Source organism: Pseudomonas sp. LBUM1664, from assembly GCF_059695895.1.
Window position 1 is genome coordinate 5,589,341 of the sequence record NZ_CP166791.1, and the last position, 16,907, is coordinate 5,606,247.

Genomic DNA, 16,907 nt, shown 5'->3' on the forward strand with positions numbered 1-16,907 from the left:
GAACATGTACGACTGGCTGAACGCACTGCCCAAGGCTGAATTGCACCTGCACCTGGAGGGTTCGCTGGAGCCCGAGCTGCTGTTCGCCCTCGCCGAGCGCAACAAGATCGCCCTGCCATGGAGCGACGTCGACACCCTGCGCAAGGCGTATGCCTTCAACAATCTGCAGGAGTTTCTCGACCTGTATTACCAGGGCGCCGATGTGCTGCGCACCTCCCAGGATTTCTACGACCTGACCTGGGCCTACCTTTTGCGCTGCAAGGCGCAGAACGTGATCCACACCGAACCGTTCTTCGACCCGCAGACCCACACCGACCGTGGCGTCCCATTCGAAGTGGTGCTCAACGGCATCGCCGCCGCCCTCAAGGACGGTGAGCAGCAACTGGGCATCACCAGCGGCCTGATCCTGAGCTTCCTGCGTCACCTGAGCGAAGAACAAGCGCAGAAAACCCTCGACCAGGCCCTGCCGTTTCGCGATGCCTTCGTGGCCGTGGGCCTGGACAGTTCGGAAATGGGTCATCCACCGAGCAAGTTCCAGCGGGTCTTCGACCGCGCTCGCAACGAAGGCTTCCTGACCGTCGCCCACGCCGGCGAAGAAGGCCCACCCGAGTACATCTGGGAAGCCTTGGACCTGCTGAAAATCCAGCGCATCGACCATGGCGTTCGGGCCATCGAAGATGAGCGGCTGATGCAGCGGATCATCGACGAGCAGATTCCGTTGACGGTATGTCCGTTGTCCAACACCAAGCTGTGCGTGTTCGACGACATGTCGCAGCACAACATCCTCGACATGCTCGAGCGCGGTGTGAAGGTGACGGTGAACTCCGATGACCCGGCGTATTTCGGCGGCTACGTCACCGAAAACTTCCACGCGCTGTACACCCACCTGGGCATGACCCAGGACCAGGCCAAACGCTTGGCGCAGAACAGCCTGGATGCGCGGCTGATCAAACCTTAAGCCTTATGGAATGAGCTTGCCCTCACCACAGGGGACAATGAACAACCTGTGGCGAGGCAGCTCATATCAAGTCACTGCCTCGCTCAACGCCTCCAGCGTCTTGCCCCGGGTTTCCATTCCGAACACCCAGACCACGCCCGCCGCCACCGCAAAGCACAACGCGCCCAAGGCGAACACGCCGCCCTGTCCGGTGATGGGGAACACCAACCCGGTCACCAGCGGCCCGAGCAGCGAACCGACGCGACCGACAGCCGAGGCAAACCCCGAACCCGTGGCCCGTGCCGAGGTGGGGTACAACTCTGGGGTGTAGGTGTAGAGCACGGCCCACATGCCGAACAGAAAAAACTGCATCAGCAGCCCAGTGCCGATCAACAGGCTGACGTTGCCGCCAAACACCGCGCTCTGACCGTAAAGAAACGCCATCACCCCGCCGCCCAGCAACGTGATGACGCACACCGGTTTACGTCCCCAACGCTCCACCAACCAGGCCGCCATCAGAAAACCGGGAATCCCGCCTAAAGAAATCAGCACGGTGTAATACACCGACTGGGTCACGGCAAACCCCGACTGCTGCAACAACGCGCTGAGCCAGGACGTCAGGCCATAGAAACCGAGCAAGGCAAAGAACCAGACGCTCCAGATCATCATCGTGCGCTGGCGATACAGCGGTGACCAGATCTGCGCCAGGGCCGAAAAGAAACTGCCCGGCGTATTCGCCAGCCTCGGCAGGCGAATCGGCTCCGGCAGATCCCGACACCCCAGTGAAGCTCGGACCTTGTCCTCGATTCGATTGAGCACCGCATCCGCCTCGTCGCCTCGCCCGGCCTGCTCCAGCCAACGCGGCGACTCGGGAATGAAGAAGCGAATCACCAGGACAAACACCGCCGGCACCGCCAGCACCAAAAAGATGTCGCGCCAGCCGATCACCGGCAGCAAAAAATACGAGAGCACACCCGCCGCCACGAAACCCAGCGGCCAGAAGCCGTCCATCAAGGCAACGTAGCGGCCTCGACGCCGAGCCGGGATCAGCTCCGAGAGCATCGACTGGGCAATTGGAAACTCCATGCCCATGCCGACGCCCAGCAGAATGCGAAACAGTGTCAGTGCCTCGATGTCCTGGGCCGTAGAACACAAGTAACTGGCGACGCCCCACAACACGATGCTCCACTGGAACACCGGTTTGCGCCCGAAGCGGTCGGCCAGCATGCCCGACAGCGACGCCCCCAGCACCATCCCAAAGAAGCTGGAACTGGCAAGCAGACCCGCCTGGGCGCTGCTCAGGCCGAACTCGGTTTTGATCGAGCCCAGCAGGAACGTCATCATCGCCAGGTCCATGGAGTCGAAGAAAAACGCCAAGGCAATAATAATGAAAATAACCCGGTGATAGCCGCTGATGGGCAACCGCTCCAGGCGTTCCGCCGCGCTGTAACCGTGAGTATCCATGCTGCTTCCCCCAATCCGATAATCCCCGGACCGAGTGTGCGCGAACCGTGCTCGTGGTTATTGCTGAATACGACCTGTTGACAGTTCTGAGCGACGCCCTAGAACGCCATCTCCAAAGTATCCTGCCTGGCAAACCGATGGATTTCCTGCTGGCCGAGCACCGTCACCTGCAAGGCCCGCGAATCGTTGGGCAGGCTCAGCCAGCCGGACTGCATGAACAGTTGCAACAACGCCGCCCCCAGCGCCCCTCCCAGGTGCGGACGCCGCTCGCTCCAGTCGGGGCAGGCGCAAGCGGTGCGGCCGTTGCGATAGGCCAGCGCCTGGATGAACAGACCGTGTCCGGCCAATTGACTGGCGCCTTTGTGGGTGACAATCACCCGCTGGTCGCACTGTTCGATCCATCCGGCGTCCAGCAGGCGCTGGTACAGATCGGCCGCCAGGGTGCCTCCCAGGTGATCGTCGCAAAGCCTGGCCCGCAATAATGAGGCTGGGGCCGACGGCGCCTTGCTCGGCATGACCCCGCGCTTGAAGACTTCCGGAATCTGTCGCGGTGTACTGGCCAGGGTCGCGCTGGCCAGCGCTTCGACGGCAGCGCCGATCTCGGGCGCGGCCAGGCGGAAAAACCGTTTGCGCCCCCGGGCTTCGACTTTCAACAGGCCACCGGCGGACAGCCGTCCCAGATGAGCACTGGCCGAGGACGGCGACAGCCCGGCCAGCAACGCCAACTCTTCAGCTTGCCGGGCCGTGCCGTCCATCAAGGCCCACATCATTGCGCTGCGCTTGGGGTCGGCCAGCAGCGTGGCGATCTGGCTGATGCAAGGTGCATGTTCCATGTATTCACTCCCTGTTGAATCATTCGTCTACTGCTCTGGCGCATATTGACCAGCAATGGGGCCGCTCGAGCGCCGCAAATCGCGCGACGCCACACCCGCGCCGACGATGCATCAGGCCGGAGGGTTTCAAGACGGTTTGCCGCCGCGCTCGATGCCGCGCCGATTCAGGCGGTCGCTAGTATAAGCGGGGCGAACAAGCTTTCCTGTCCTCCAGAAACCTTTGCAGGCGATTATTCGTGAGGGAAAATTCTCTATTTGCGCGCGACTAATGGTCGAGCCCCATCGAGAGTGGAAATTGTGCCGTCAATTGACCACAACGGAGCTTGAGCATCTCGCGCAACAGATTGATGGGTTTGCTCAATTGCGCCCGATGAGCACACAGCAGATTGAGCGGTGCACGTTCGCATTGCAGGTGTGGCAAGAGGATTTTCAAACGCCCGGCCAGCACATCGGTGGAAACATCCAGCCACGACTTATAAGCGACTCCGGCACCTGCCACCGCCCAGCGCCGCACTACATCAGCGTCATCGCTGAAGCGGTCGCCGCTGACAGTGAGGCTCACCTCCCGTTTACCATCATGAAAACACCAACGGTCATGCACCCGGGTACCGAGCATGTACAACAGGCAATTGTGCTGGGCCAGTTGTTCCAACTGCCGGGGCTCACCGTGGTGTGCCAGGTAATCCGGCGACGCACACAACACCCGGCGGTTATCCGGCGCGACAGGCAAGGCCACCAGGCTCGAATCTTCCGGCTCGCCATAACGCAACGCAATGTCCACCGGCTGCTTGAACAGGTCGGCAATGCGATCGCCCAGCAGCAGCCGCACCGTCAGCCCCGGATGCTCGCGCTGGAACGCGTCCAGCCAGGGCAGTAAAAGGTTGCGCCCCAGGTCCGACGGGGCGGACAACTGCAACACCCCGCTGACCTGATCCTGGCCGCTGGTCAACAAGCGCCGCCCTTCGTCGAGACTGCTCAGCGCGGCCCGGGCATACTCGAGAAAGCCCTCACCCTCGGCCGTGAGGCGCAGGCTGCGGGTGGAGCGGGCCAACAAGCGCGCGCCCAGGTGCTGCTCGATCCGCTTCAACGCGGCACTGGCCACCGCCGCCGACAGATCCATGACCCTGGCTGCGGCAGAGAGACTGCCCAGATCCGCCGCCCGGACAAACAATTGCAAGTCATCGAATCGAAGCATGACGACTCCATTATCAAAAAATTATTGAAAGAGCCTGTTCTTTTAGCCGGTTTTATCTTGGCGATAAATAGCTAAACATTGGCTTCATCGAACTGACCTCAAGGAGCCGCTTCATGAAAGCCATCGCGTACTACCACTCGTTACCCATCACCGACCCGCAATCGCTGCAAGACATCGAGCTGCCGGAACCTGTCGCAGGGCCCAGGGACCTGCTGGTGGAGGTCAAGGCTATTTCGGTCAACCCGGTGGACACCAAGGTCCGCCAGAACGTCCAGCCCGAAGGCGGTGCAGCCAAAGTGTTGGGCTGGGACGTGGCCGGCGTGGTCAAGGCTGTGGGCAGCGAAGTCACGCTGTTCCAGGCCGGTGACAAGGTGTTCTACGCCGGCTCCATCGCCCGGGCCGGCGGCAACAGCGAGCGGCATGTGGTGGATGAGCGCATCGTCGGCCACATGCCCAAGACCCTCGGTTTCGCCGAAGCGGCCGCGTTGCCACTGACGGCCATTACCGCCTGGGAATTACTGTTCGAGCGGCTGCACATCCAGGAAGGCCAGGGCGACCAGGGCCAGAGCCTGTTGATCGTCGGTGCCGCGGGGGGCGTGGGTTCGATCCTGACGCAACTGGCCAGCCAGCTCACCGGGCTGAAGGTCATTGGCAGCGCTTCCCGGCCGCAGACACAGGACTGGGTGCGAGGCCTGGGCGCCGATCTGGTAATCGACCACAGCCAGCCGTTGAGCGAAGTATTGAAAGAAGCCGGTCACCCTCAAGTGACTCACGTCGCCAGCCTGACCCAGACCGACCAACATTTGGACCAACTGGTCGAAGCCTTGGCGCCCCAAGGCAAACTGGCGCTGATCGATGATCCCAAGGCACTGGACGTGACCAAGCTCAAGCGCAAGAGCCTGTCGTTGCATTGGGAATTCATGTACACCCGCTCGCTGTTCGAAACTGCCGACATGATTGAACAGCACAAACTGCTCAACCGCGTGGCCGGGCTGATCGATGCTGGTACGTTGAAAACCACGGTTGGCGAGCACTTCGGCCTCATCAATGCCGAAAACCTGCGCCGGGCTCATGCGCTGCTGGAAAGCGGGAAGTCCAAGGGCAAGATTGTGCTTGAAGGCTTCTGACCGCCTGGCAGGGCAACCCAATCTTGTTCACTTATACCGTGGCGAGGGAGCAAGCTCCCTCGCCACGGTAATTGCAGCACTGGCAGACGACTTAACCGTCAGTCAGAGAATTAACCGTTGTCACAATTACGAACGCATTCCGGTCTACACTCGAGGCCTTTGCAACGCAATCTTTTAAGTGAGGAGGTCAGCAATGAAAATCCTGATAAAAGAAGTGGCAAAATCCCAATGGCAAGTGCGTCTTGACCAGCACGTCGTCACCTTCCGCTCCAAGGCCGAAGCCCAGGCCTTTGCCACCACCCTGCAAGCGCGACTTCACGCGCCGCATCATTTCCCCGAACAGCAGCAGCGCGCCGCCGGCTGAATCAGCCCTGGCGACTGGCCAGCGCCAGCGCCAGCGCCCGGGCATTTTGCAGGCGACGGGTCAGCAGGGTGGCGCACACCACCAACACCCCACAAAGGCTGATGACCATTGCCATCGGCACGGCGGTGCCGTCGTGCAACGCCGCCACCAACGCGGATGCCCCGGCGGCCACGGAAAACTGCACGCATCCCATCATCGCCGAAGCACTGCCGGCCCGGGCGCCCTGCCCGTCCATGGCGCAGGCCGACGCATTGGGAACGATGCAACCCAGGCTGGAGATGCAGATAAACAGCGGAATCAATAATGGCCACAACTGCGCAGGCTGCAAGGAACAGACGGCCAGCAGGCTCAGACCGGCGACCAGGTAAATCCATACGCCGCGGACCAGCAGGGATACCGGGCCACGCTTGGACAACAACCGAGCGTTGACCTGCGCCACCAGGATGAAGCCCGCCGCATTGATACCGAACAGCCAGCCGAAATGTTCGGCCGGCACACCGTAGAGCTGGATGAATATAAACGGTGAACCGGCGATATAGGCAAACATCCCGGCGATAGCGATGCCACCCGTCAGGGCATGACCGAGGAAGACCGAGTCGGCCAATAGCCGACCGTATTGGCGCAAGGCTCCCGACAGCGGTTGCCGCGGCACATGGTCCGGCAAGCTTTCCGGCAACCACAAGGCCACGGCCGTCGACGCCAGTGCGCTGAACAGGGTCAGGGCAATGAAAATCGATTGCCAGCCGTGCAGGTTCACCAGCAACCCGCCAAGCATCGGCGCGAGGATCGGCGCCAGGCCCATCACCAGCATCAGTTGCGAGAACACCTTGGCCGAGCCCACCGCGTCGCACGTGTCGCTGACCACGGCCCGGGAGATCACCATCCCGGCGCAGCCCCCCAAGGCCTGGACGAAGCGCGCGCCGATCAGCCAATCAAGATTCGGCGCGTACGCGCAGGCCAGGGACGCCAGGGTGAACAACCCGACGCCGACCAGCAAGGGGATACGTCGCCCGAAGCGGTCGGCTACCGGCCCATAGGCCAACTGCCCGATGGACAACCCGAAAAAATAGGCCGCCAAGGTCAATTGAATGTGTTTTTCGTCGGTGCCAAAGGCGATCGCCATCGCCGGGAAGGCCGGCAAATAGAAGTCGATCGCCAAGGGACCGAAAGCGCTCAAGGCGCCAAGAATAAGAATGCTACGCAGGTTCATCGGGCGTCCAGGTCAGGCGTCAGTCAGCAGCCCGACAGTTTAGCCCCGCAGGCTGCTTTTGAACATTCCGATAGGTCGCTAACAATTAAAAATCTTCAGGCAATACTGACCTTATACCCCTCCTCTTTGATCGCCTCAATCACGGTATTGTCCGACAAGGCGCTCTGGACCCGGACGGTCCCGGCGCGCAGATCGACGTGCACATCTGCCGCCGGATCCTTGGCCTGCACAGCCTGGGTAATTGCCTTGACGCAGTGACCGCAGGACATTTCTTGCACACTGAATGTTTGCATGAGATGACTCCTTGAGAATTGAGGTTGCCGGCAGTTTCAAGCTTGCCATCATGGCAAGGTCAAGTTCTGATGGACACTGCCGGGCTGGCAATCGGCACCGCGCTCAGCCAAGCTGCACCTATCAAGGATTTCACACCGGAGGTTCAGTCATGCGCTGGTCATCGTTCAGCCTGTTTTGCATGCTCGGTTTTTCAGCGGTAGCCCCTCAAGCATCGGCCGCTGGCGAAGATTACGGCGTGTTGATCATTTCTCGGGAGCGCCTGGAAGTGGCGACCAACTGCGAAATTGGCATCTATATTCAGGATCAGCTCTCCGCCAGGCTCTTCCAAGAGCAGAGCACCTCCTTCAACTTGCCACCTGGCAGAGTCTCCCTGCGTTTGAAGTTAATGCCAGGGCAGGCGCCGGGGTGCAACCCGGGCATGCTCGCGCCGGGTTCGCAGAACATCACGCTCAGGGCCGGCGAAATTCTGAAGTACCGTATCGCCATGAATGACCAAGGCATGTACCTCAGACAAGCTGAGCTCGGTTACTGAGACCGCCAGATCAATGTGGGAGCAAACCGGTCCCACGAAGGTTCTGCGCATTTTTTGATTGGCGCTTGACCTTGCCAGCATGGCAAGGTTGATCCTGTAGTCATTCACTACAGGGAGCCTGACCGATGTCCGAATCCATCACTTTCGATCTGCCGATTGCCGGCATGACCTGCGCCAGCTGCGCCGGGCGGGTCGAGCGGGCCTTGAGCAAAGTCACCGGTGCCCGCGCCGTCAGCGTGAACCTGGCGACCGAACAGGCCCGAGTCCAGGCGCCCGAGGGTAGCCTGCCAGCCTTGATGCAGGCCGTCGAACAGGCCGGCTATAGCGTTCCCGTTCAATCCCTGGAGCTGAACATCGAGGGGATGACCTGCGCCTCCTGCGTTGGCCGGATCGAACGTGCCTTGGGTAAAGTCGACGGCGTGAACCGCGTCAGCGTCAACCTTGCCAACGAGCGGGCTCACCTCCAGTTGTTCGGCCAGGTCGATCCGCAAACCCTGATCAATGCGGTGAGGCACGCCGGTTATGACGCCAGTGTCTGGCAGGCCGAGCAACCCCGTGACGCCCAGACCAATCGTCTGAACCGTGAACGCCTGGCCCTGGCGCTGGCGATTTTGCTGTCCATGCCGCTGGTGGTGCCGATGCTGTTGCAGCCGTTCGGTGTGCACTGGATGCTACCGGCCTGGGCGCAATTTGCCTTGGCGACGCCGGTGCAATTCATCTTCGGGGCGCGCTTTTATGTCGCCGCGTTCAAAGCCGTGCGTGCCGGGGCCGGGAACATGGACCTGCTGGTGGCCCTGGGCACCAGCGCCGGCTACGGCTTGAGCCTTTATGAGTGGGTCATCGCCCGTCCCGGTAGCATGCCCCACCTGTATTTCGAGGCCTCGGCCGTGGTGATTGCCCTGGTCTTGCTGGGCAAATACCTGGAAAGCCGTGCCAAGCGACAGACCGCCAGCGCCATCCGCGCCCTCGAAGCCTTGCGCCCGGAACGGGCGATTCAGGTGATTGACGGCCAGGAACGGGACGTTGCCATCAGCGCCCTGCGCTTGAATGACTTGGTGTTGGTCAAACCCGGCGAACGCTTCCCGGTGGACGGTGAAGTGCTCGAAGGCCAGAGCCACGCCGACGAAGCGCTGATCAGCGGCGAAAGCCTGCCGGTGCCTAAACAGCCCGGCGACAAGGTCACCGGCGGCGCGATCAACGGTGAAGGCCGGCTGCTGGTGCGCACTCAGGCCTTGGGCGCCGAAACCGTCCTGGCGCGCATTATCCGCCTGGTGGAAGACGCCCAGGCGGCCAAGGCACCGATTCAGAAACTGGTGGATAAAGTCAGTCAGGTATTCGTGCCGGTGGTATTGGTGCTGGCCCTGGCGACGCTGATCGGCTGGTGGCTGTACGGTGCGCCGTTGGAAACCGCGTTGATCAACGCGGTCGCCGTGCTGGTGATCGCCTGCCCATGCGCCTTGGGCCTGGCGACGCCCACGGCGATCATGGCCGGCACCGGCGTGGCCGCGCGCCACGGGATTTTGATCAAGGATGCCGAGGCCTTGGAGCGCGCCCATGAAGTCAACACGGTGGTGTTCGACAAGACCGGTACCTTGACCTCCGGCACGCCACGCATCGCTCACTTGAGCGCCCTTGACGGTGATGAAAACACGCTGCTGCAAATGGCCGGCGCCTTACAACGCGGTAGCGAACACCCCCTCGCCAAAGCGGTGCTGGACGCCTGTGCCGAGCGCGGCTTGGACGTGCCGGATGTCAGCAACAGCCAGTCCCTGACCGGGCGGGGCATTGCCGGCAGCCTCAACGGGCGCCGCCTGGCCCTGGGTAACCGGCGTCTACTGGACGAACTGGGCCTGAGCCCCGGTTCTCTGGTCGAGTCTGCGCAAGCATGGGAAACCGAAGGCCGGACCCTGTCCTGGCTGATCGAACAAAACACAACGCCCCGGGTGCTGGGTCTGTTCGCCTTCGGTGACACGCTCAAGCCCGGCGCCCTCGCGGCGGTACAGGCCTTGAATGAACGGCACATCGCCAGTCACTTGCTCACCGGCGACAACCGGGGCAGCGCCCGGGTGGTGGCCCAGGCGCTGGGGATCACCAACGTCCATGCCGAGGTACTGCCGGCCGATAAGTCCGCCATCGTTCAGCAGCTGAAGAACACCTCGGTGGTGGCGATGGTGGGCGATGGCATCAACGACGCCCCGGCCCTGGCCGCCGCGGACATCGGCATCGCCATGGGCGGCGGCACTGACGTGGCGATGCACGCCGCCGGCATCACCCTCATGCGCGGCGACCCGCGGCTGGTGCCAGCGGCGCTGGAGATCAGTCGCAAGACCTACGCCAAGATCCGCCAGAACCTGTTCTGGGCGTTCGTCTATAACCTGATCGGCATTCCCCTGGCGGCGTTCGGCTTGCTCAACCCGGTGCTGGCCGGCGCGGCCATGGCGCTGTCGAGCGTCAGCGTGGTGAGCAATGCGTTACTGTTGAAATTCTGGACACCCGAGCACCTGGAGGACAAGCGATGAACATCGGCCAAGCGGCCCGCCAGAGCGGCCTGAGCGCGAAGATGATCCGGTATTACGAATCCATCGGCCTGCTCAAGGCCGCCCATCGCACCGACAGCGGCTACCGGATCTACGGCGCCGACGACCTGCACACCCTGGCATTTATCAAGCGCTCCCGGGACCTTGGGTTTTCACTCGAAGAGGTCGGCAAACTGCTGACCCTTTGGCAAGACCGCCAACGAGCCAGCGCGGACGTCAAAGCCCTGGCCCGACAACATATCGACGAACTGAACCAGAAAATCCGCGAACTGGCCGAACTGCGCGACACCCTTCAAGACCTGGTGCAACACTGCCACGGTGACCACCGCCCAGACTGCCCGATTCTCAAGGAGCTGGCGTCAGGGTGTTGCAAAGAGGCGGTCCAAGCCTAATGACACCAGCAATACCCAAATACCCTGTGGGAGCGGGCTTGCTCGCGAAGACGTCGCCACATCCAACATCACTGCAAGCTGACTCACCGCTTTCGCGAGCAAGCTCGCTCCCACAGGGGATTGGTGGTGAGGCTGAGTTTTTTGAGTACCCACAAAAAACCCGGCCTTGGCCGGGTTTCTGGTTAACCGATCACTGCATCCAGGGTGGAGGCGGTTCTTCGGTTTTACCGGGTGGAGCATCGTCGGCGGCGCGTACGGCCTGGCGGTGTTCCTCGTCCAGGCGGGCGGCCTCGATTTCCCGCATGATCCCGCCGACATCCGCCAGTTCTTCCGGCTCGTCGAACTCGCCGGTCAGCACGCTGGCCGGGTGCAAGGTGCCGGCTTCATACAGCGCCCACATCTCCTTCGCGTACTTGGTGCGCCGCAGCTCCGGGGCAAACCGGCCGAAGTAGGACGCCATGTTGCCCACGTCCCGCTCCAGCATGCTGAAGGCATGGTTGTTGCCCGCAGCATCCACGGCTTGCGGCAGATCGATGATCACCGGGCCGGTCGGCGTGAGCAGTACGTTGAACTCCGACAGGTCACCGTGCACCAGGCCGGTACACAGCATCAGCACGATCTGGGAGATCAGGAACGCATGATATTCACGGGCCTGATCCGGCTCCAACACCACATCGTTCAGACGCGGCGCCGCATCGCCGTACTCGTCGGCCACCAGCTCCATCAACAGCACGCCTTCGAGGAAGTCGTACGGCTTGGGCACTCGCACACCGGCGCTGGCCAGCCGGAACAGCGCCGCCACTTCAGCGTTCTGCCAGGCGTCTTCGGTTTCCTTGCGCCCGAACTTCGAGCCCTTGGCCATGGCCCGGGCCTGGCGGCTGTTGCGCACCTTGCGGCCTTCCTGGTATTCGGCCGCCTGACGAAAACTTCGCTTATTCGCCTCCTTATAGACCTTGGCGCAACGTAGCTCATTGCCGCAGCGCACCACATAAACAGCTGCTTCTTTACCACTCATGAGTGGGCGCAGCACCTCGTCGACCAGACCGTCCTCGATCAGGGGTTCAATGCGTTTTGGAGTCTTCATCAGCTTTTATTGTGGGTCCTTTATTACCGAACACGCGAATGACAGTCGTTATACGGCAATCCTCACTCCACGGGGAGGGGGTTGCCGACCTATGAACCTTACGATGCACACAATGTGCCGGATTAAATCGACCGAGCCGAATAATAGCCGAGACCGACCGTGGCGTTGGCAATTGAATACAAAGGTATTTGCGACAAGAGCTGACAGTCGTGTTTACCGTTAGCGGTAGACAAGTGCCACAAGGCGGCTCTGCCCAGTTCAGTCTTTGAACAACTCCCCCGGTGTAAATCCAAACATCCCCTTGAACGCCGCGATAAAAGCGGAGGTTGAATCATACCCACACGACAGCGCCGCGCCGGTCACGCTATCGCCCTTCTCAAGCGACCCCAGGGACGACAACAACCGCATGCGCTGACGCCAGGCCCGAAAGCTCAGGCCGGTTTCGCGCTGGAACAGGCGCATCAGGGTTTTCTCCGAGGTGCCCAAGCGTTCGGCCCAGGCTTGCAGGGTGACGTTCTGGTCGGGCTGTTCGATCAGTTCGTTGCACAATCCCAGCAGGCGAGTATGTCGGGGCAACGGCAGGGAAAAGCCTACCTCCGGCAGCGTTGCCAACTGATCCAGCAACACTTGCACCAGTCGTTCTTCCCGGGTATCGCCCTGTGGATAATCGGCCGGCAACTGACAGAAAACCTTGATCAACTCCCGCGCCAGCGGCGCGACTTCCAGAACCCGGCAGCGCTCATCGGCCCACAGGCAGGCTTCGCGGTGGACATAAAGGCTGCGCATTTCCGCACGGGTGGAGGTCACGACGTGATGCTCCAGGTCGGCCGGAATCCAGATGCCCCACTGTGGCGGCGCAAAGAAACTGCCTTCAGCGGTGTGCACGCCGAGAACGCCGCTGATCGCGTAGGAAAACTGCACCCAATCATGACGATGGGCTTGTGTCCATGAACCGGCGTTCAAGCTTTCGACCCGTGCGTAAAGCGGCCTCGGCAATTCCATCAGGTCGGGAATGCGCCGTTCGAGCTGAAGGTGTCCGTTAGTCGGCATTGATTGGCCTTATGTCGCAAGACGGCTGTCAGGATCGACGTTAGGCTAAGTTATCTTTTCTTACAACCTGCGGTGCCCTATGCATATCCTCAGACACCTCAAACGCATGGTGACCGACTGGTTCCTCTGCGGCATGTTGCTCGCCACGCTGCTGGCGTACATCTTTCCGACCTTTGGCGCCACCGGCGGCACCCTGCATGCCGAGTGGGTCGTCAATATCGGCATCTTCCTGGTGTTTTTCCTGCATGGGGTCAACCTGTCCGGCGAGCAGATCCGCCACGGCCTGAAAAACACCCGGCTGCACCTGATGGTGCAAGGTTTTACCTTTGGGGTGTTTCCGTTGATCTGGCTGGCCAGCAATTGGCTGCTGGGCAGCCACGTGCCGTCGCTGTTGATGCTGGGGTTCTTTTACCTGTGCGCCCTGCCTTCGACCATCTCCTCCTCGGTTGCCCTGACCGGCAGCGCGGGCGGCAACGTGCCGGCGGCGATTCTGAACGCGAGCCTGTCCAGTGTGCAGGGGATTTTCCTGACGCCGCTGTTGGTCAGCTTCGTGGTCGGCAGCGGCGCCGGGGGCATTGACCTGGGTTCGACCCTGCTCGATCTCTGCATGATGTTGCTGCTGCCGCTGGTGCTGGGGCAGTTTCTGCGGCGCTGGCTGGCCGGTTTTTTCGGCCGGTACAAACGCTACACCAGCATCATCGACAAACTGGTGATCCTGCTGCTGGTCTACGCGGCGTTTTGCAATTCGATGGTGTCCGGGATCTGGCGGCAGCAGGGCAACGGCGTGCTGCTCAGCGCATTGCTTGGCAGCGCCGTATTGCTGGCGATCATTTTGTGGATGACCACCCGCACCGCTCGGGCCCTGCGGTTCAGCAACGCGGATGAGATCGCAGCGGTGTTCTGCGCCAGCAAGAAATCCCTGGCCGCCGGGGTGCCGATGGCGGCGTTGATTTTCGGCAACAACCCCGGCCTGGGGCTGATTCTGTTGCCGATCATGATTTACCACCCGCTGCAGTTGATCGTTTGTTCGATCCTGGCCGAGCGCTACGCCAGCCGTCAGCGAGCGTTGGCCACACCACCGAACGAGGCGATTCTCAACGCTCGATAATCGCCGTCACGCCTTGGCCACCGGCCGCGCAGATGGAAATCAGCCCCCGGCCCTGCCCCGCCGTATCCAGCAACTTGGCGAGGTTGGCGACAATTCGCCCGCCCGTGGCGGCAAACGGATGGCCGGCGGCCAGGGAGCTGCCCTTCACGTTCAACCGGCTGCGGTCTATGACGCCCAGTGGCGCGTCAAGGCCCAGACGGGTCTTGCAGTAGTCCGGATCCTCCCAGGCCTTCAGCGTGCATAACACCTGAGCGGCGAATGCTTCGTGGATCTCGTAATAATCGAAGTCCTGCAACGTCAGACCGTTGCGCGCCAGCAGCCGTGGCACGGCATAGACCGGCGCCATCAGCAACCCTTCGGCGCCATGGACGAAGTCCACCGCCGCGGTTTCGCCGTCGCGCACGTACGCCAGGATCGGCAGGCCCCGCGCCTTGGCCCACTCCTCGCTGCCCAGCAACACCAGCGAAGCGCCATCGGTCAGTGGCGTGGAGTTGCCCGCTGTCATCGTGCCCTTGGCGCTTTTTTCGAAAGCCGGTTTGAGAGAGGCGAGTTTTTCCAGGGTCAGGTCCGGCCGCAGATTGTTGTCCCGGGTCAGGCTGAGAAACGGCGTCATCAAGTCGCTCTGCCAGCCTTCGGCGTAGGCCGCGGCCATTTTCTGATGACTTTCCAAGGCCAGTTGGTCCTGCTCTTCCCGGGGGATCTGCCAGGTCTGGGCCATCAATTCGCAGTGCTGCCCCATGGACAGACCGGTTCGCGGCTCGCCGTTGCGCGGCAGCTCTGGGGCCAGGTGCTGGGGGCGCAATTGCAGGAACGTCTTGATTTTCTCAGCCGTAGTCTTGGCGCGATTGGCTTGCAGCAGAATCCGGCGCAGCCCTTCATTGACGCCAATCGGCGCATCCGAAGTGGTATCCACCCCGCCAGCAATCGCGCTGTCGATCTGGCCCAGGGCAATCTTGTTGGCCACCAGCAGCACCGCCTCCAGCCCCGTGCCACACGCTTGTTGTATGTCGTAGGCAGGGGTCGTGGGCGACAGCCGAGAACCGAGTACGCACTCGCGGCTCAAGTTGAAATCCCGGGAGTGCTTGAGCACCGCACCGGCAACCACTTCGCCGATTTGCAGACCATGCAGGTTGTAGCGCTCGATCAACCCCTCGAGTGCAGCCGTCAGCATCGCCTGGTTGCTGGCAGTGGCGTAGGGCCCATTGGAACGGGCGAAGGGAATGCGGTTACCACCGATAATCGCGACGCGGCGTAGCTGTGTCATGAAGAACTCCCTGTGTATGTTCGAATGTGCCCATCACCCATCAACCGCCCGCGGTGCTCTTGGAACAGGGCTGCCGCTCAAGCTTAGGCTTTATCTCGCCGATCGAACGACTGATTGCCAATCATGGTCCACACTTTGAACCTCATCAGCCGGAGTGTGTTCCATGTCAGACCGTTATATCGACTTCGCCAATTCGGCCATTGGCCTGCGTCTGGTCGGGGCCCTGGGCCTGCCATCGCCGGTCCGTCTGGAGCGCTGGCAGGCCGGGCGGCTGCGGCCGATCGAAGGCGCACTGCTGCTGGGCGGCGGGCCATTGACCGAACAGGTCGGCACATTTGCCAAACGCCTGACCGATGCCATCTTCATCTACGGTGGCGAACCGACCCTGGCCACCGAATGGATCCCCGGCCACGGTCCGAAAATCAAGGCTGTGGTGTACGACGCCAGCCATCTGGTGCAGGCTGATCAGCTCAAGCAGCTGCGGGGATTTTTCCAGCCCTTGATGAAAAACCTCGATCACAGCGCCCATGTCGTCATCCTCGGTCGCGCCCCGGAGAACCTTGGCGATCCGTTCGCCGCCAGTGCCCAGCGGGCGTTGGAGGGTTTCAGCCGTTCCCTGGCCAAAGAGTTGCGCAACGGCGGGACATTGCAACTGCTGTATGTCGGCGACGGTGCCGAAGCGCAGTTGGAAGGAGCGCTGCGGTTTTTCCTGTCGCCTAAAAGCGCCTACGTTTCCGGGCAGGTCATACGCCTCAATGCGTGCGATACCCAGGTTCAGGACTGGACCCGACCACTCGCAGGGCTCAAGGCACTGGTCACCGGCGCGGCCCGCGGGATTGGCGCCTCCATTGCCGAAACCCTCGCCCGTGACGGCGCCGAGGTGATCCTGCTGGACGTCCCGCAGGCCAAGGCCGACCTCGACGCCCTGGCTGCACGCTTGAGCGGGCGCAGTGTAACCCTGGATATCTGCGCCGCAGACGCCGCCACCCAGTTGATCGAACACCTGCCCAACGGCGTTGATATCGTGGTGCACAACGCCGGCATTACCCGGGACAAGACCCTTGCCAACATGACCCCGGAATTCTGGGACGCGGTGTTGGCGGTCAACCTCAATGCCCCGCAAGTGTTGACCAAGGCCCTGCTCGACAGCGGCACCCTGCGGGACAACGGCCGGGTGATCTTGCTGGCGTCCATCAGCGGCATCGCCGGCAATCGTGGCCAGACCAACTACGCCGCGAGCAAGGCCGGGCTGATCGGCCTGGCCCAGGCCTGGGCGCCGACCCTGCAGCCACGCGGGATCAGCATCAACGCCGTGGCACCGGGCTTCATTGAAACCCGCATGACCGCCGACATCCCCTTTGCGCTGCGCGAAGCCGGGCGACGCATGAGCTCCCTGGGCCAGGGCGGCCTGCCCCAGGACGTCGCCGAAGCCGTGGCCTGGCTCGCCCAGCCGGGCACGGGCGCCGTCACCGGGCAGGCGTTGCGGGTGTGTGGGCAAAGCCTCTTGGGAGCATGA

Annotated in this window: 16 protein-coding genes; 8 read left to right on the forward strand and 8 right to left on the reverse strand. The window is 62.0% G+C overall.

Annotation, left to right across the window (positions count from 1 at the left end; translation table 11 throughout):
- Positions 1-4: 4 nt before the first annotated feature.
- The gene (locus tag ACA047_RS26070) at positions 5-958 is read left to right on the forward strand and encodes an adenosine deaminase (protein ID WP_497354310.1); all 954 of its coding nucleotides are present in this window, start codon (positions 5-7) and stop codon (positions 956-958) included.
- A gap of 66 nt (positions 959-1,024) precedes the next feature.
- Here ACA047_RS26070 and ACA047_RS26075 read toward each other — a convergent pair whose 3' ends face one another.
- The 3 genes from ACA047_RS26075 to vimR all read right to left on the reverse strand — a co-directional run bounded on the left by ACA047_RS26075 (position 1,025) and on the right by vimR (position 4,429).
- A complete protein-coding gene (locus tag ACA047_RS26075; protein WP_497354312.1) occupies positions 1,025-2,401 on the reverse strand; it encodes an MFS transporter in 1,377 nt (458 codons plus the stop codon).
- Positions 2,402-2,499: 98 nt separating this feature from the next.
- On the reverse strand, positions 2,500-3,234 hold the full coding sequence (locus ACA047_RS26080) for an ArsR/SmtB family transcription factor (RefSeq protein ID WP_497354314.1): 735 nt from the start codon (positions 3,232-3,234) through the stop codon (positions 2,500-2,502).
- A gap of 265 nt (positions 3,235-3,499) precedes the next feature.
- Positions 3,500-4,429, reverse strand: coding sequence for a transcription regulator VimR (vimR, locus tag ACA047_RS26085; RefSeq protein ID WP_497354316.1), 930 nt, complete (start codon positions 4,427-4,429; stop codon positions 3,500-3,502).
- Positions 4,430-4,542: 113 nt separating this feature from the next.
- Between vimR and ACA047_RS26090 the strand changes: the two genes are divergently transcribed.
- Both ACA047_RS26090 and ACA047_RS26095 read left to right on the forward strand, forming a co-directional pair.
- A complete protein-coding gene (locus ACA047_RS26090) occupies positions 4,543-5,556 on the forward strand; it encodes a zinc-binding alcohol dehydrogenase family protein (protein WP_497354318.1) in 1,014 nt (337 codons plus the stop codon).
- Positions 5,557-5,749: 193 nt separating this feature from the next.
- Positions 5,750-5,920, forward strand: coding sequence for a hypothetical protein (locus ACA047_RS26095; protein WP_497354320.1), 171 nt, complete (start codon positions 5,750-5,752; stop codon positions 5,918-5,920).
- A gap of 1 nt (position 5,921) precedes the next feature.
- Here the strand turns inward: ACA047_RS26095 and ACA047_RS26100 are convergent, their stop codons facing one another.
- Positions 5,922-7,130 (reverse strand): multidrug effflux MFS transporter, encoded by a 1,209-nt coding sequence (locus ACA047_RS26100; protein ID WP_497354322.1) that lies wholly within the window; start codon positions 7,128-7,130, stop codon positions 5,922-5,924.
- 95 nt (positions 7,131-7,225) lie between these two features.
- A complete protein-coding gene (locus ACA047_RS26105; RefSeq protein WP_497354324.1) occupies positions 7,226-7,423 on the reverse strand; it encodes a heavy-metal-associated domain-containing protein in 198 nt (65 codons plus the stop codon).
- Positions 7,424-7,572: 149 nt separating this feature from the next.
- Here ACA047_RS26105 and ACA047_RS26110 point away from each other — a divergent pair, with 149 nt between their 5' ends.
- From ACA047_RS26110 to cueR, 3 genes are all read left to right on the forward strand, one after another.
- Positions 7,573-7,956, forward strand: coding sequence for a hypothetical protein (locus ACA047_RS26110; protein WP_497354326.1), 384 nt, complete (start codon positions 7,573-7,575; stop codon positions 7,954-7,956).
- A 125-nt stretch (positions 7,957-8,081) separates the two neighbouring features.
- Entirely contained in the window at positions 8,082-10,475 is a 2,394-nt protein-coding gene (locus ACA047_RS26115) for a heavy metal translocating P-type ATPase (protein WP_497354328.1), read from the forward strand.
- Positions 10,472-10,885 carry a Cu(I)-responsive transcriptional regulator gene (gene cueR, locus ACA047_RS26120; RefSeq protein WP_497354330.1) on the forward strand — a complete coding sequence of 138 codons (414 nt, stop codon included), beginning with the start codon at positions 10,472-10,474 and terminating at the stop codon, positions 10,883-10,885. The genes ACA047_RS26115 and cueR overlap by 4 nt, the downstream gene beginning before the upstream one ends.
- 190 nt (positions 10,886-11,075) lie before the next feature.
- Here cueR and ACA047_RS26125 read toward each other — a convergent pair whose 3' ends face one another.
- Both ACA047_RS26125 and ACA047_RS26130 read right to left on the reverse strand, forming a co-directional pair.
- A complete protein-coding gene (locus ACA047_RS26125) occupies positions 11,076-11,969 on the reverse strand; it encodes a PA4780 family RIO1-like protein kinase (protein WP_497354332.1) in 894 nt (297 codons plus the stop codon).
- Positions 11,970-12,227: 258 nt separating this feature from the next.
- Positions 12,228-13,019: an AraC family transcriptional regulator gene (locus ACA047_RS26130; protein ID WP_497354334.1), complete on the reverse strand. Its 792-nt coding sequence runs from the start codon at positions 13,017-13,019 to the stop codon at positions 12,228-12,230.
- A gap of 79 nt (positions 13,020-13,098) precedes the next feature.
- On the opposite strand from ACA047_RS26130, the gene ACA047_RS26135 reads away from it, so the two are divergent.
- Complete coding sequence (locus tag ACA047_RS26135) at positions 13,099-14,127, forward strand: bile acid:sodium symporter family protein (protein WP_497354336.1); 1,029 nt, start codon at positions 13,099-13,101, stop codon at positions 14,125-14,127.
- On the opposite strand, the gene ACA047_RS26140 is transcribed toward ACA047_RS26135, so the two are convergent.
- A complete protein-coding gene (locus ACA047_RS26140; RefSeq protein WP_497354338.1) occupies positions 14,114-15,391 on the reverse strand; it encodes an acetyl-CoA C-acetyltransferase in 1,278 nt (425 codons plus the stop codon). The two genes, ACA047_RS26135 and ACA047_RS26140, sit on opposite strands and share 14 nt — an antisense overlap.
- A 163-nt stretch (positions 15,392-15,554) precedes the next feature.
- On the opposite strand from ACA047_RS26140, the gene ACA047_RS26145 reads away from it, so the two are divergent.
- Positions 15,555-16,907, forward strand: a complete 1,353-nt coding sequence (locus tag ACA047_RS26145; RefSeq protein ID WP_497354340.1) for a 3-oxoacyl-ACP reductase — start codon at positions 15,555-15,557, stop codon at positions 16,905-16,907.

What these genes read in the sequence shown, in the direction of transcription:
- ACA047_RS26070 (WP_497354310.1), top strand. Translation starts at nt 5, where the DNA reads ATGTACGACTGGCTGAACGCACTGCCCAAGGCTGAATTGCACCTGCAC.
- ACA047_RS26075 (WP_497354312.1), bottom strand. Translation starts at nt 2,401, where the DNA reads ATGGATACTCACGGTTACAGCGCGGCGGAACGCCTGGAGCGGTTGCCC.
- ACA047_RS26080 (WP_497354314.1), bottom strand. Translation starts at nt 3,234, where the DNA reads ATGGAACATGCACCTTGCATCAGCCAGATCGCCACGCTGCTGGCCGAC.
- vimR (WP_497354316.1), bottom strand. Translation starts at nt 4,429, where the DNA reads ATGCTTCGATTCGATGACTTGCAATTGTTTGTCCGGGCGGCGGATCTG.
- ACA047_RS26090 (WP_497354318.1), top strand. Translation starts at nt 4,543, where the DNA reads ATGAAAGCCATCGCGTACTACCACTCGTTACCCATCACCGACCCGCAA.
- ACA047_RS26095 (WP_497354320.1), top strand. Translation starts at nt 5,750, where the DNA reads ATGAAAATCCTGATAAAAGAAGTGGCAAAATCCCAATGGCAAGTGCGT.
- ACA047_RS26100 (WP_497354322.1), bottom strand. Translation starts at nt 7,130, where the DNA reads ATGAACCTGCGTAGCATTCTTATTCTTGGCGCCTTGAGCGCTTTCGGT.
- ACA047_RS26105 (WP_497354324.1), bottom strand. Translation starts at nt 7,423, where the DNA reads ATGCAAACATTCAGTGTGCAAGAAATGTCCTGCGGTCACTGCGTCAAG.
- ACA047_RS26110 (WP_497354326.1), top strand. Translation starts at nt 7,573, where the DNA reads ATGCGCTGGTCATCGTTCAGCCTGTTTTGCATGCTCGGTTTTTCAGCG.
- ACA047_RS26115 (WP_497354328.1), top strand. Translation starts at nt 8,082, where the DNA reads ATGTCCGAATCCATCACTTTCGATCTGCCGATTGCCGGCATGACCTGC.
- cueR (WP_497354330.1), top strand. Translation starts at nt 10,472, where the DNA reads ATGAACATCGGCCAAGCGGCCCGCCAGAGCGGCCTGAGCGCGAAGATG.
- ACA047_RS26125 (WP_497354332.1), bottom strand. Translation starts at nt 11,969, where the DNA reads ATGAAGACTCCAAAACGCATTGAACCCCTGATCGAGGACGGTCTGGTC.
- ACA047_RS26130 (WP_497354334.1), bottom strand. Translation starts at nt 13,019, where the DNA reads ATGCCGACTAACGGACACCTTCAGCTCGAACGGCGCATTCCCGACCTG.
- ACA047_RS26135 (WP_497354336.1), top strand. Translation starts at nt 13,099, where the DNA reads ATGCATATCCTCAGACACCTCAAACGCATGGTGACCGACTGGTTCCTC.
- ACA047_RS26140 (WP_497354338.1), bottom strand. Translation starts at nt 15,391, where the DNA reads ATGACACAGCTACGCCGCGTCGCGATTATCGGTGGTAACCGCATTCCC.
- ACA047_RS26145 (WP_497354340.1), top strand. Translation starts at nt 15,555, where the DNA reads ATGTCAGACCGTTATATCGACTTCGCCAATTCGGCCATTGGCCTGCGT.